Origin of the sequence: Pacificibacter marinus, assembly GCF_018860665.1 — a bacterium.
GTDB classification, from domain to species: Bacteria; Pseudomonadota; Alphaproteobacteria; order Rhodobacterales; family Rhodobacteraceae; genus Celeribacter; species Celeribacter marinus_A.
The window spans coordinates 82628-96297 of record NZ_JAHKPK010000064.1 but is presented as its reverse complement, the minus strand read 5'-3'; the positions used below and the strand labels follow the sequence as shown (position 1 = coordinate 96297).

The window sequence follows — 13670 nt, the reverse complement described above, 5'->3', positions numbered from 1 at the left end:
GTTTTGCGTCTGAAAACTTAGGCTGAGGTTACACCCAAATTGGTGCAGACAGATTTTGACAGGTTTGGTTTGTTGAGCGTGTAAAAATGCAGATCGTCAACACCGCCAGCGATCAGTTTTTCGCACATGTCCGTGGCCAAATCGATGGACAATTGTTCGGCATTGTCACCGGCTTTTGTAAAGAGATCATCCAGATGCGCGGGCACAGGCGTGCCGCAAGACTGCGCAAATTTTTTCACGCCTGTCCAGCTGCTGATTGGCAAGATGCCGGGCAAGATTTTTCCGGTGACACCTGTGGCAACGGCGCGATCACGGAATCGGAAAAAGGTGTCGGGATCGAAAAAGAACTGTGTGATGGCACTATCCGCGCCGGCGTCAAATTTGCGTTTGAGAAATTTTACATCGGCGTTCTCGTCAGCGGCCTCAGGATGAGGATCAGGGTAGGCGCCGACACGCAGTTTGAATTTGCCTGTTTCAGACAGGGCCTCAATCAGCTCGATAGAATTGGCAAAGCCTTCGGGGTGGGGGGTGAAGCCGCCAGCGCCTTTGGGCGGGTCGCCTCGCAGCGCCACGATTTCAGAAACACCCGCCGCCGCATAGGCATCGGCAATCGCCAGCGTTTCGGCTTTCGTTGCATCAACACAAGTCAGGTGAGCTGCAACATTTAGCCCGAATTTCTTGTGCAGCAATTCCACAGCTTCGTGGGTGAGCGTGCGTGTGGTGCCACCTGCGCCGTAAGTTACAGAGACAAAGCCCGGTTTCAGATCATGCAGCGCATTGACCGTTTCAAACAGACCAAAAGTAGCCGCCATGTTCTTTGGTGGAAAGAACTCAAAGGAAATATTTGGCGTTTTGGTCATGGTGGTCGTCCTTATGTGTTTGGCCATCTTGTGTCATGTTGCGTCATGTGAGACAAATTCATAGTTCTCAACACTATTATGAATGGCGCTCACATATGCATTTGGAATTCCGCCACCTGCGCACCATCAAGGCGATCTTTGAAGAGGGTGGGCTGGCGCGCGCCGCAGATCGTTTGAACATCACTCAATCCGCTTTGTCGCATCAAGTCAAAGGGCTTGAGGATCAAGCGGGGGTGGAACTTTTCGTGCGCCGCTCAAAACCGTTGAAACTGTCTGCTGCAGGCATGAAATTGCTGCGCTTGGCCGAAGACGTGTTGCCACGAATCGAGGCGATCGAGGCAGAATTCAAAGGCATCGAGGATGGCACCAAAGGGCGATTGCACATCGCGATTGAATGTCACGCCTGTTTCGATTGGCTGATGCCGGTGCTCAATCAATTCCGTAAAGCTTGGCCGGATGTGGACGTCGATATTCGACTGCGACTTGCTTTTGGTGCCATGACCGCCTTGGAAAAAGAGCAGGTTGATCTGGTGATCTCAAGCGATCCCGATGTGCCCACAGGCGTCACCTACGTGCCTTTGTTTGATTATTCGCCGATGTTTGTTTGCTCAAGCAAAAACCATCTGGCAACGCGTGATTTTGTCGACGCGGAAGATTTCACCGACCAAACATTGTTCACCTACCCGATGGATCGTGCCCGTTTGGATGTGTTCAAAGAATTGCTGGCGCCTGCAGGTGTGTCGCCTGCCCATGTGCGCCAAGTGGAACTGACAGATGTGATTATGATGTTGGTGGCCTCAAATCGCGGTGTTGCAGTGCTGCCCGATTGGGTGATGCGTGATGCGCGCGACAATGACGAATATGCGGTTTTGCCGCTGACCGCGACGGGCAGAACGCGACGCTTATATGCGGCTGTACGCGATGATGATGTGTCCAAACCATATATGGCGCATCTGATCCGCATCGCCAAAACCGAAGCTGTGAAACTGCAACGTGGTTAAGTTGCACGATTTGAACGTGTAACCCTGTCGATTTGGTCAAAACTTCCCATAAAACTGCCCCGCAAGCCCTTGGCAGATCGGGTCCTTGTGCGTATACGCAGCACTTGAACATCTTCGGAGCCGGATACCCATGCTAGGCAGTGCAAACCAAAACGTCATGATCAAGGCCACTCGCGCCGCTGGTCGTTCTCTTGTCAAAGACTTTCGTGAGGTCGAGAACCTCCAAGTTTCAGCCAAAGGGGCAGGGGACTTTGTCTCCAAAGCGATCATCAGCTCAGAGACCATTATGCACGATATGCTGGTCGAAGCACGCCCGACCTACGGTTGGCTTGGCAAAGACGGCAAAGAAATTGAGGGCGCTGACCCGACCCGTCGCTGGATTGTGTCTGGCTTGGATGGTGTGACCAACTTTTTGCACGGCCTGCCGCATTGGGCTGTGTCTGTCGCCCTTGAGCACAAAGGCGAAATCGTATCTTGCGTCGTGTTTGATCCTGCCAAAGGCGAATTGTTCTGGGCGGAAAAAGGTGCAGGTTCTTGGATGAACGACACGCGTATTCGCGCCTCTGGTCGTACCAAGCTTCATGAGGGGTTGTTTGCAACAGGTTTGCCCAATGGTGGTCAATCTGATTTGCCTGACACTCTGCGCGATCTTGCGCGCATTTTGCCTGCTTGTGCTGGTGTTCGCCGTTGGGGCGCGCCGTCATTGGATATGGCTTTTGTGGCCGCTGGTCGTTTTGACGGCTACTGGGAACGTCGCATGAAACCTTGGGATATCGCTGCGGGGTTGCTTTTGGTCAAAGAGTCTGGCGGCTTTGCTGAACCTATCGTGAAAACAAACAATATCGTCGAGGATGGCGAAGTCATCTGTGCGAATGAAGCCCTGTTTGATCGGTTTGCCTCGGTCATTCGCGCCGATTGACAGCATCACCAGTCTTAAAGTTTTAAAACGCGCGCTGTTCAGGCGCGCTTTTTATTTGCCTGAGTGCCTTTGATTGTTTCTACTTTTTCACAAGTTCTACGCGCTTTCATCGAGTGTTGCTCTTCCTCTTCTATAAAACCTTGGTTCGGCCCTATTCTTGTCGGTTTTGGATGCGACTGTGTATGCATGAATCGGAGGAAATTGCGTGTTTAAAACACTGGCCCAATGGGTGAACAAGAACAACCAAGAAGACGATGGTGCCGTCACTGTCGACTGGGTCGTGATTACGTCCGCGGTGGCAGGGCTATCGCTTGCTGTCATTTTGACCATATCAAATGGCGCACAAGTATATGCGACCTTCGTGAGCGAAGATCTTGAAGAGATCGCTTATGAAGTCGGCTACGGCGAATAATCTGTTTCGCTTGGAGACTGTTCAAGCACCCGGCCCGTTTGGCTGGGGTGGATTATCTGTCAATGGCATGAAAGGCTGGGGCTCATTTGCGTCGTTTGACAACAGGGACAGACGATTTCACAAATTGGTATTGGGCCTCAGGATGTGCGGGATGACCGAATGTCCGATCCCAATACTGCCGTCCGCCCAAGGCCAACCATTTGGGATATATCACCACAATTCCAGCAACGAACCCGCCCAAATGTGCCAAATAGGCGACGCCACCTGACCCAGATGTGGCCGATACTCCACCCCAGATTTGCATGACGGTCCATAATCCCAACATGACCCAAGCTGGAACTGGAAAGATTTTGAAAAATACGATCAATATCAGCAAGATGTCGATCTTTGCTTTGGGGTACAACAGCAAGTAGGCCCCCATGACGCCGGCAATCGCGCCTGAGGCACCGACCATTGGCACGCGAACGGTAGGGCCGGCCAAAAACTGCGCCAAGCCCGCAATCACGCCACAAAACAGATAGAACCCCAAGTATTTCCAGTGACCCATTTCGTCTTCTAGGTTATCACCAAATATCCATAAAAACAGCATGTTGCCTGCCAGGTGCATAAATCCAGCATGCATGAACATTGATGAAAAAAACGTATGCGCCCCGTCGCCCGCCGACACACGTGCAGGGACCAAAGCCCAATTGGCGTAGATGTCATAAAGGGCTGCGTCATTGCCATAGGCGGGCAGCATCGCCAAAAACACAGCGATATTCAGCGCCATGATGCCATAGGTGACATAGGCGGGGTGGCGAGACGGGTTGTGGTCACGAATTGGAAACATGCGCCCACATTGGCGCAGCAACACCGCGCGTCAAGCACAAAACTTTATGTGTAATCATAGTAGAATGTTCTTCTTTGCTCGAAAACCACTTGGCTCTAGGTCTCATTACGCTTAAACATCAAACCGTTGCGCGACGCATCTTTTGCTTTGTGTCTGCAACACGGTTGCGGGCGTGGTGGAATGGTAGACACACCAGACTTAAAATCTGTTGGGCGTATGCCCGTGGGGGTTCGAGTCCCCCCGCCCGCACCAAAATCCATTGATTGGAATTGACCCAAAGCCCTCGTCGTTTACGTGAACATCCTGTCAATTTACCCAACTCTTTGTGTCGGGTGCGCATAAAAAAGGGGAACCCAAAGGTTCCCCAAATGCTTGTATATTTGCGCGCAGTTTAGCCGATGATGGCGTTGAGCGTGGTTGACGGGCGCATGATCGCGGATGTTTTGGCGGCGTCTGATTTGTAGTAGCCATCCATATCCGCGGGTTTACCCTCGTCTTTCTTGAGTTCGCTCAAAATTGCAGCTTCGCCTGTTTCAAGCTTTTCAGCCACTTGTGCAAAATGCGCTTTGAGTTCTGTATCGGTGTCTTGTGCTGCCAGGGCTTCTGCCCAGAAACGTGCGAACCAGTAGTGTGACGAGCGGTTGTCGTTTTGGCCAACTTTGCGCTCTGGCGATTTGTTCTCTAGCAAAAGCTTCACTGTGGCGTCTTCTACGGCTTGACCCAAAACGGCTGCCTTGGTTTTGCCTTTGGCTGTCGCCAAAAAGTTGAAGCTTTCGCCAAGCGCGCAGAATTCGCCAAGGCTGTCCCAACGCAGGTGGTTTTCTTCGACCAGCTGTTCCACGTGTTTCGGAGCAGACCCACCAGCACCTGTTTCGAACAAACCGCCACCGTTCATCAATTTCACGATGGACAGCATTTTTGCAGATGTGCCGAGTTCCAAGATTGGGAACAGATCAGTCAGGTAATCGCGCAAAACGTTGCCAGAAATGGTCACAACGTCTTTGCCTTTGGTCATTTCAACCCATGAGAAACGTGTCGCTTCGCGTGGTGCCATGATCGGAATGTCTTTGCCAGCGGCTTTCAAAGCAGGCTCAACATATTTGATCAATTCAGCGTCATGCGCGCGGTTGGCATCTAGCCAGAAAGCGGCTGTACCAACAGCGTCAAAGCGTTCGATCCCTGTTTTGATCCAGTCCAGAATAGGCTCTTTTTTCGCAGTGGAAGAGCGCCAAATGTCACCAGCTTCAACAGCGTGTGAGTGCAGCACATCGCCGTTGTCGAGAATGATTTCAACGGTACCAGCGGCTGGCAATTCAAACGTTGTTGGGTGTGAGCCGTATTCTTCGGCTTTTTGCGCCATCAAGCCAACGTTGGACACGGCACCACAAGTGGTCACATCCAAAGTACCGTTTTCTTTGAAGAAATTGATGGTCTCGTCGTAAATGCCAGCGTAGCAATTGTCTGGGATGCAGCATTTGGTGTCTGCAGCTTTGCCGTCTGGGCCCCAACCGATGCCGCCCGCTTTGATCACTGCTGGCATGGAGGCATCGATGATGACGTCTGAAGAAACGTGCAGGTTGGTGATGCCTTTGTCAGAGTTCACCATGTACATGTCTGGCTTGCCTGCGAGGGCCGCTTTCAGATCGGCTTCGAGTTCGGCGTTGCCTTTGATGCGCTCTTCCAGATCGCCAAGGCCTGCATTCGGGTTAAAGCCGAGCGCTTTCACGGTCTCACCATGTTTGGCCAAGAAGTCTTCGATGAAGACAGATACGAAGTGACCGAAGAGGATCGGGTCAGAGACCTTCATCATGGTCGCTTTGAGGTGAACCGAGAACAGCACGCCATCTTCCATGGATGCGATTTCGGCTTTGATGAAGTCACGCAATGCGGCAACGGACATGAATGTGGCGTCAACAATTTCGCCCTCAAGGTATGTCAGGCCATCTTTGAGTACAGTTTTGGTGCCATCTGCTGTAGTGAAGACGATTTTCGCGCCGCCAGCTTGATCAGCGGAAATGGTTGCAGATTTTTCATTGGCAAAAAAATCATTTCCAGACATAGACGCAACATGTGTTTTGCTGTCAGCAGTCCATTCGCCCATGCGGTGCGGGTTGGCCATCGCGTAGGATTTCACAGCTTTGGCAGAACGGCGGTCAGAGTTGCCTTCGCGCAAAACGGGGTTCACAGCAGAGCCTTTGACCGTATCATATTTGGCGCGGATCGCTTTTTCTGCGTCTGTTGCAGGTGAGGCTGGGTAGTCAGGGATTGCATAGCCTTTGGACTGCAATTCTGCGATCGCGTCTGTCAGCTGTGGAACAGATGCTGAGACGTTTGGCAATTTGATCACGTTGGCATCTGGTGTTTTCACCAATTTGCCAAGTTCCGCCAAATCGTCAGACACGCGCTGGTCTTCGGTCAAAAGATCAGGGAAGAGCGCCAAGATACGACCAGCCAAAGAGATATCGCGGGTTTCTACACTGATGTCGGCCGCTTTCGCAAAGTAGCGAATGATTGGCAACAGTGAGTGGCGCGCAAGCTCGGGGGCTTCGTCAACGATTGTGTAGATAATGTCTGGGGTTTGATTGGCCATGTTGTGGTCTCTTTCACGATATGATCGGACAAATACCTGCGTGGCAGAGGCTCGCAGGGCATCCACGTCCCCCAGTCCACGCTGTTGACTTTGAGGTAAATCAGACCGCCGTTTAAGTCAATGTGTGCAATGGTATACAAATCGTAAATCTTTGCCAAAATAGCTGTGGAGCCTGCCTCAGCAATAAAGGGGACGGATTTCTTAAGTTTTCCGATGCCATTGGAGGTTTTTTGGCAGATCAAAGAATCGCCCTATGCCGCCGAGATGGTGACGTAAGGGCATGGAATTTGGGGATGATTATTTGCTGATTAAAAATTAATCACATTTTGTTTTGGAGGGCTTTGGTGATCAGATCCTGTTGCAAGCTAAGATTTTCAGACCTAGCGTCAATCCATGAGTGAAAAAAATATCTTTGATGAAATGTTGGGCACTGAGGGGCAGCTTCGCGCGCCTTATGCAGAATTTAACCACTGGTTTGAAGGCGAAGACCCCGCACGATTGCGAGCCAAGCAACGCGAGGCCGAAGAGGTGTTCCGCCTGATGGGCATCACCTTTAACGTCTACGGGCGTACCGAGGCCGAAGAGCGGCTGATCCCCTTTGATATTATTCCGCGCATTATTGCAGCCCGCGAGTGGAAAAAACTGTCCAAGGGTATTGAGCAACGGGTGCGGGCTATTAATGCCTTTTTGCATGATGTGTATAACAGACAAGAGATCATCAAAGCAGGTCGCGTGCCGCGTGAAATGATCGCAAATAACGAAGCCTTTTTGCCACAGATGTTGGGCATGACCCCACCCGGTGGTATTTATACTCATATCGTGGGGGTCGACTTGGTCCGCACAGGGGACGATGATTTTTACGTGTTAGAAGACAATGCGCGCACCCCCTCAGGTGTGTCGTATATGTTGGAAAACCGCGAAACGATGCTGCAAATGTTTCCAGAACTCTTTGCGAAAAACAAAGTGCAGTCGATTCAAAACTATCCCACAGATTTGCGCCGCTCTTTGGCCGCTTGTGCGCCCGCCGCTTGTGAGGGCACGCCAACAGTGGCTGTCTTAACGCCGGGTGTGTATAATTCTGCTTACTATGAGCACGCATTTCTGGCGGATCAGATGGGTGTGGAACTGGTCGAAGGTCACGATCTGCGCGTCGTCAATGGGCGTGTCGCGATGCGTACGACCCGTGGTTATAAACCGATTGATGTGCTGTATCGCAGGATCGATGATGAGTATTTAGATCCGCTCAGTTTCAATCCCGAAAGCGCCTTGGGCGTGCCCGGGATTATGGATGTCTACCGTGCGGGCGGCATCACAATTGCTAATGCGCCAGGCACTGGTATCGCTGATGACAAAGCGATCTACAGCTATATGCCGGACATCGTGGAATTTTATACGGGCGAAAAAGCGATCTTGAAAAACGTGCCAACATGGCGCTGCTCGGAAGCGGAGCCTTTGGCCTATGTTCTTGATAATCTGTCAGATTTGGTGGTTAAAGAGGTTCACGGATCTGGCGGATATGGCATGTTAATTGGCCCCACAGCCAGCAAACGCGAAATCGAAGCCTTCCGCCGCAAACTCAAAGCGCGTCCCGGAAATTATATCGCGCAACCAACGCTTAGCCTGTCTACAGTGCCGATTTTCAACAAAGCCGGTTTGACACCACGCCATGTGGATTTGCGACCCTATGTGCAATGCTCGCCAAAGGGCATCAACATCACGCCGGGTGGTTTGACCCGGGTGGCGCTGAAAAAGGGATCGCTTGTGGTCAACTCCTCTCAAGGGGGCGGGACCAAAGACACATGGGTGCTGGAGGACTGATATGCTTGGGAAAACTGCTAATGGCCTCTACTGGATGTATCGTTATCTGGAACGGGCTGAGAACACATCGCGTTTGATCGAAACTGGTCAACGCATTGGTTTGACACGCACTGGCGCGGATGATGATGAATGGCGCTCTGTGATGAAAACTGCGGGCGTTGATCAGGGATATCTTGCCACGCATGATGATATAAACAAAGATGATGTGATTGACTGGATGTTGCGCTCCAAAGACAATCTTTCGTCTGTGCAATCCGGTATTTCAACTGCACGCCAAAATGCGCGTTTGGTGCGTACGGCTTTGACCCATGAGGTGTGGGAAGCGATGAACGGCTGTTTCATGGCGTCCCAAAAGGCATTGGCGCGCAAAGTGTCAGAGCGCGATTTGCCCACCGCTTTGGGGTTGGTACGCCAACGCACCGCGCTGGTGCGTGGGGCAACTCATGGCACGATGCTGCGCAACGACATGTATAACTTTGCCCGTATCGGGACGTTTTTAGAACGTGCAAATGCCACAGCGCGCATCTTGGATGTGAAATACTATGTCTTGCTGCCCTCGGTGTATTCTGTTGGTTCGTCTATCGATAACGTGCAATGGGAAACCATTTTGCGGTCAGTATCAGGGCGTGGTGGATACCGTATGGTGCATGGTAACAACACCAATCCACGCGATATTGCGCAGTTTTTGGTTCTCGACAAACGTATGCCGCGCAGTTTGAATTTTTGTGCGCGTAAAGTGCTTGATAACCTTGAGCACCTTTCCTCGGATTACGGCATTGAACCGAAATCCTTGGAACTGGCCAAGACCTTGGTTTCTCGGTTTGCGCATAATGACATTGATGTGATTTTCGAAGAAGGCTTACACGAATACATTCAATCTGTGCTAGGTGCCTTCTCGGACTTGGGGCGTCAGGTCGAAATTGACTTTAGGTTCTATGAGTAACCCATGAAATTAAAAATTCGCCACACAACGCGATATGTCTTTGAAACGCCTGTATCTTATGGGCTTCAACAAGTGCGACTGACTCCTAAGGAAAGCCCGTTTCAACGGATTGCCAATTGGCAAACAACGGTGATTGGTGGGGCAAAAGAAGTGTTTTATAGCGATCACAACAACAATCACGTGGATCTTATTTCCTTTGATCGTGATGCCACCGAAGTGACCTTGGTCAGCGAAGGTGAGGTCGAAATGATAGAATCGCATGGTATGATGGGCAAGCACCGTGGCCCTGCGCCTTTGTGGCTCTATGATACATCTACAGACCTGACCAAAGCAGGACAGGGAACGCGGGCCTTGATCAAACAGGTTGAAGGCGACACTGATTTGGACCGTCTTCACTGCCTGTCAAAGGTTATCCACGCAAATGTTGCCTATGAAGTTGGCAGCTCTTTGCCCACCGGCACCGCCGAAGGGGCTTTGAGTGCTGGCAAAGGTGTTTGCCAAGATCACAGTCATATCTTTTTAGCCTGCGCGCGGGTGATGGGATTTCCTGCGCGCTATGTGTCTGGCTATTTGATGATGGATGATCGGATAGACCAAGAGGCCACACATGCATGGGCCGAGGCGCATATAGCGGGCCTTGGATGGGTGGGTTTTGATGTGTCCAATGGCATTTCGCCTGATGTTCGGTATGTGCGTGTTGCGACAGGGCTGGACTATGCTGGGGCGGCTCCTGTAACAGGGACTCGATATGGCGGCTCTGGCGAACGCTTGAGCGTTCAAATTGAAGTTGCTCAACAGTAAGGCTAACACGACACTATGACATATTGCGTTGGAATGATGCTCGATTGCGGGCTTGTTATGATGTCAGATACACGCACAAACGCTGGCGTTGATAACATCTCTATGTTTCGCAAAATGGCCACTTGGGAAGAGCCCGGCGAACGCGTGCTCACCGTATTGACGGCTGGAAACTTGGCCACCACACAGGCCTTGATCAGCCTGCTGGATGAGCGCAGCAAAGCGCCTGAGGATCGTGAACCCTCTATCTTTGCCGTGCCATCGATGTTTCAAGCCGCGCAGCTTATCGCAAACACGTTGAAAAGCGTCATTTCCGATCATGCCAATGAGGGGCAAAAAGCAGACAGCGGTTTCAACGCGACGGTGATTTTGGCAGGTCAAATCAAAGGCGCACCGCCAAGATTGTTTATGATCTACCCTCAAGGCAATTTCATTGAGGCCAGCACCGATACGCCGTTCTTTCAAATCGGCGAAACCAAATACGGCAAACCTATTTTGGTGCGCGCGTATGATCCGAAAATGTCTTTCGAAGAAGCGATCAAGCTGCTGCTTGTGTCTTTTGATAGCACCATTAAGGCCAACCTCTCAGTCGGGCTACCCTTGGATGTGCATACCTATGCGACTGACAGCTTTAAGATCGGCTCGCAAACGCGTATCGAAGCAGATAATAAGTATTTTCAAACCATTTCAAATGGTTGGGGGGAAGCTTTGAAAACCGCTTTGGACAGTCTGCCGAATTACAGCCACGACGACTAAGGCGTCTCAAGGCTTAGGTTCGGTTTGGGGATCAAGTCCGGCTTGATCCCTTTTTCTATGTAATCCCATGTGGCCAAACCAATCATAGCCCCATTGTCCGTCGCCCATTTGATCGGGGGCAAACACAAGGATAGGCCGTGGGTCTGTGCCAGTTTTGCCATCCCGTCACGTATTTGCGGCGACGCGGCGACCCCGCCAACAATGATCAGAGATTTTGGCGCGCACTCAATAACAGCACGCTCGGCCTTGGCGATGAGCACATCCATACAGGCGGCCACAAAAGACGCGGACATATCGTCAATACTGACCTCTGGGTGTTTCTCGATGTGGCGCGCAACGGATGATTTCAGGCCTGAGAATGAAAACTCATAGCCTTCGTTTTTCATTGGTCGGGGCAGGCGCAAAACAGGCGTGCCGCGTTTGGCCGCTGCATCGATGGCAGGCCCCCCTGGCATGCCAAGCCCCAGCATCCGTGCCACTTTATCATAGCTTTCGCCAACAGAATCGTCGCGGGTTGTACCAAGCAAACGATAGCTCCCCGGGTCTTTCAGCTCGGCCACCAACGTGTGCCCGCCAGAAACCAACATCACCACCGCAGGGTATGTGGTGCGAACCTCTTCCAAATCGACAGACCGCATATGGCCGCGCAAGTGATTGACGCCGTACACCGGCACGCCCCAGCCCATCGATAGGGCCTCTGCCGTCGCCAATCCGATTAAAAGCGACCCGATCAGACCGGGCCCACGCGTAACGCCGATGGCTTTAAGGTCTTTTGGTGTGACGCGCCCCTCATCCATAACGGATTGAATCGTCGGCAAAATGGCTTCTAAATGCGCACGAGATGCCAGCTCAGGATAGACCCCGCCATGGGCTTGATGAATCTCATATTGCGATACGGTTTTGATCGCTTTGACAGAACCATCCTTTGCGACCAGCGCCACTGAGGTGTCATCGCAAGAACTCTCGATACCCAATACATAGTCAGTCATCGATATGCTCCAAAATGGCATTGATCTCGGCCTCAGACACAGCCCCGATGCGTTCAATTTTGGCCGGCGTCACGCGGCAATTGACCAATGTTGATGGCGCTTGCGATTTGGCATGTCCTGCAACGACGTAATCCGGTGTGCCGTTCAGTTGATCTGCGGCCTCTTGCGTGGTCTGCGGCGTGTCTTGACCTGATAGATTTGCGGAGGTCGCCATCAAAGGTCCCAAGTTTGTGAGCAATGCCAACAAAAGTGCATCGTCGGGGATGCGAACGGCACATTCTGCGCGCCCCAAAAGCCATTTCGGTGTCGTATTCGCCTGCAACCCAATCGCAATGGTCAATGGCCCCGGCATATATTGACTGTCCAAACAGGCGCGCGCGCTGCGGGTGATTTGACCACCAAAAGCTGTGATTTGATCGGCGGAGGCAACGATGATCGGCAGGTTCTTGTCCCGCGGGCGCTGCTTGAGTGCATAAACCTTGTCAACGGCTTGGGTGTCACTGGGCAATGCCACAAGCCCCAAGACCGTGTCCGTGGGCAAAAGCACCACGCCGCCATTGGTCAGCGTTTCTTGTGCCTCGCCTAAAATGCGCGGGTCGACTGACATTACAGCACCTCTACGATTGGATAAGCGCGGGTGTTTGATGCTGGCAATGCTTTGCTGCGTGCCACTTTTAACATGGTTCCCATCGACGCAACATTAGCCTCAGGTGATTTCAGCCCATCATCCACGACATTGCCTGCAATGCGGTATTTGTCCAGTTTTGCAATCATATCTAAAGCAATATCACGTTCACAATGCTCGTAATGTGCTAGCATGCCGTTCTCAAACATTCCGAAATGCACGAAAGGCTTCGCCGCTTTTCGTAAGATCACAACAGGCACACCATCGAGGGCCATCTCAGCGCCGAGCAGTTCAAACGCGGGCAGTCCTGTGGTGGGCAGGCCAAGGGAAAAGCCCAAAGCATTGGCAAAGGCAACGCCGGTGCGCGTCACGCCAAGGCCACCGGGGCCGATGTCGACAAAAATCTGTTTGATATCGCCAAGTGTCGCGCTCAGCCGATCCAGCCCCGTTTCCAGCACCATGCGATAATTGCGTGATCCGATCAGAGACTCGTCGGTGGCGCTGTCGAACACGATTTCATCGCCGCGCGCCAGTCCCAAAACAGGCACGCCATTTGATGTTTGCAGTAGAAAGGTCAGGTCAGTCATTGAGCGTCGCCTCAAGATTGGCAAAGACAGGAGCCCAGCGACTATCTGTCGATGACAGCGTGAAAATGCGTTCTGCGTCGGTGTCGCCAAAGGCGATATCAATCTGCAATGGCGCGTCAAAGAACCCGTCAATCCGTGTGCCCCATTCAATTAAACAGATGGCATTATCGAAATAGTCGTCTAACCCCAGATGGTAAAATTCTTTCGCTGTTTCAAGGCGATATGCGTCGACATGCAAAACGGGCGCTTTGGGCGTCTCGTAAATATTGGCGATTGTATAGGTGGGGCTGGTGACGTCTTCTGAGCTGCCCAAAGCTCCCACAAGCGCACGGATAAAAAAGGTTTTTCCGGCTGCCAACGACCCATCCAGCAACGCAACATCGCCCGCGCCCATTTGCTTGCCAAGCAGGCTCGCAATACGGGTGGTCTGCGCCTCATCAGAGGCGTGAAGCGTTATGGATTGAAGTTTATGCGCGGCCACGCTGTTGATCCTTAGACATGAATTCCCAAGGCGGATTTAGGTCAAAAATGCTCAAAGGTCCA

At 51.9% G+C, this 13670-nt stretch carries 14 protein-coding genes and 1 tRNA gene; 8 read left to right on the top strand and 7 right to left on the bottom strand.

The annotated features are described in order from the left end of the window. Positions 1 to 17: 17 nt before the first annotated feature. Positions 18 to 860, bottom strand: coding sequence for a methylenetetrahydrofolate reductase [NAD(P)H] (gene metF / locus KO497_RS18300; protein ID WP_215945400.1), 843 nt, complete (start codon positions 858 to 860; stop codon positions 18 to 20). 95 nt (positions 861 to 955) lie between these two features. Here metF and KO497_RS18295 point away from each other — a divergent pair, with 95 nt between their 5' ends. The 3 genes from KO497_RS18295 (at position 956) to KO497_RS18285 (ending at position 3192) form a co-directional block, all read left to right on the top strand. Continuing rightward, positions 956 to 1861 (top strand): LysR family transcriptional regulator, encoded by a 906-nt coding sequence (locus tag KO497_RS18295; protein ID WP_215945399.1) that lies wholly within the window; start codon positions 956 to 958, stop codon positions 1859 to 1861. Between the two features lie 130 nt (positions 1862 to 1991). Next, positions 1992 to 2780, top strand: coding sequence for an inositol monophosphatase family protein (locus tag KO497_RS18290; protein WP_215945398.1), 789 nt, complete (start codon positions 1992 to 1994; stop codon positions 2778 to 2780). A 205-nt stretch (positions 2781 to 2985) separates the two neighbouring features. After that, positions 2986 to 3192, top strand: a complete 207-nt coding sequence (locus KO497_RS18285) for a hypothetical protein (RefSeq protein WP_354668135.1) — start codon at positions 2986 to 2988, stop codon at positions 3190 to 3192. Between the two features lie 82 nt (positions 3193 to 3274). Here KO497_RS18285 and KO497_RS18280 read toward each other — a convergent pair whose 3' ends face one another. Beyond that, on the bottom strand, positions 3275 to 4021 hold the full coding sequence (locus KO497_RS18280; RefSeq protein ID WP_215945397.1) for a rhomboid family intramembrane serine protease: 747 nt from the start codon (positions 4019 to 4021) through the stop codon (positions 3275 to 3277). Between the two features lie 166 nt (positions 4022 to 4187). Between KO497_RS18280 and KO497_RS18275 the strand changes: the two genes are divergently transcribed. Further along, a tRNA-Leu gene (locus KO497_RS18275) sits at positions 4188 to 4273 on the top strand. Between the two features lie 139 nt (positions 4274 to 4412). On the opposite strand, the gene KO497_RS18270 is transcribed toward KO497_RS18275, so the two are convergent. After that, on the bottom strand, positions 4413 to 6611 hold the full coding sequence (locus KO497_RS18270; protein WP_215945396.1) for an NADP-dependent isocitrate dehydrogenase: 2199 nt from the start codon (positions 6609 to 6611) through the stop codon (positions 4413 to 4415). A 393-nt stretch (positions 6612 to 7004) separates the two neighbouring features. Between KO497_RS18270 and KO497_RS18265 the strand changes: the two genes are divergently transcribed. Genes KO497_RS18265 through KO497_RS18250 form a run of 4 tightly spaced genes read left to right on the top strand, consistent with a single transcriptional unit; the run spans position 7005 to position 10926 of the window. Beyond that, positions 7005 to 8429: a circularly permuted type 2 ATP-grasp protein gene (locus KO497_RS18265; RefSeq protein ID WP_215945395.1), complete on the top strand. Its 1425-nt coding sequence runs from the start codon at positions 7005 to 7007 to the stop codon at positions 8427 to 8429. Between the two features lies 1 nt (position 8430). Continuing rightward, entirely contained in the window at positions 8431 to 9372 is a 942-nt protein-coding gene (locus KO497_RS18260) for an alpha-E domain-containing protein (RefSeq protein ID WP_215945394.1), read from the top strand. 3 nt (positions 9373 to 9375) lie between these two features. Next, a complete protein-coding gene (locus KO497_RS18255; protein WP_215945393.1) occupies positions 9376 to 10173 on the top strand; it encodes a transglutaminase family protein in 798 nt (265 codons plus the stop codon). Between the two features lie 15 nt (positions 10174 to 10188). After that, positions 10189 to 10926, top strand: coding sequence for a proteasome-type protease (locus tag KO497_RS18250; protein WP_215945392.1), 738 nt, complete (start codon positions 10189 to 10191; stop codon positions 10924 to 10926). Here the strand turns inward: KO497_RS18250 and tsaD are convergent. The 4 genes from tsaD to tsaE are packed head-to-tail and all read right to left on the bottom strand — an operon-like array spanning position 10923 to position 13608. After that, positions 10923 to 11915, bottom strand: a complete 993-nt coding sequence (gene tsaD / locus KO497_RS18245) for a tRNA (adenosine(37)-N6)-threonylcarbamoyltransferase complex transferase subunit TsaD (protein WP_215945391.1) — start codon at positions 11913 to 11915, stop codon at positions 10923 to 10925. The genes KO497_RS18250 and tsaD overlap by 4 nt on opposite strands. Continuing rightward, positions 11908 to 12522: an L-threonylcarbamoyladenylate synthase gene (locus tag KO497_RS18240; protein WP_215945390.1), complete on the bottom strand. Its 615-nt coding sequence runs from the start codon at positions 12520 to 12522 to the stop codon at positions 11908 to 11910. Before KO497_RS18240 ends, tsaD begins: the two co-directional genes overlap by 8 nt. After that, positions 12522 to 13127: a hypothetical protein gene (locus KO497_RS18235; RefSeq protein WP_215945389.1), complete on the bottom strand. Its 606-nt coding sequence runs from the start codon at positions 13125 to 13127 to the stop codon at positions 12522 to 12524. The genes KO497_RS18240 and KO497_RS18235 overlap by 1 nt, the downstream gene beginning before the upstream one ends. Next, on the bottom strand, positions 13120 to 13608 hold the full coding sequence (gene tsaE / locus KO497_RS18230) for a tRNA (adenosine(37)-N6)-threonylcarbamoyltransferase complex ATPase subunit type 1 TsaE (RefSeq protein ID WP_215945388.1): 489 nt from the start codon (positions 13606 to 13608) through the stop codon (positions 13120 to 13122). Before tsaE ends, KO497_RS18235 begins: the two co-directional genes overlap by 8 nt. Positions 13609 to 13670: the final 62 nt, after the last annotated feature.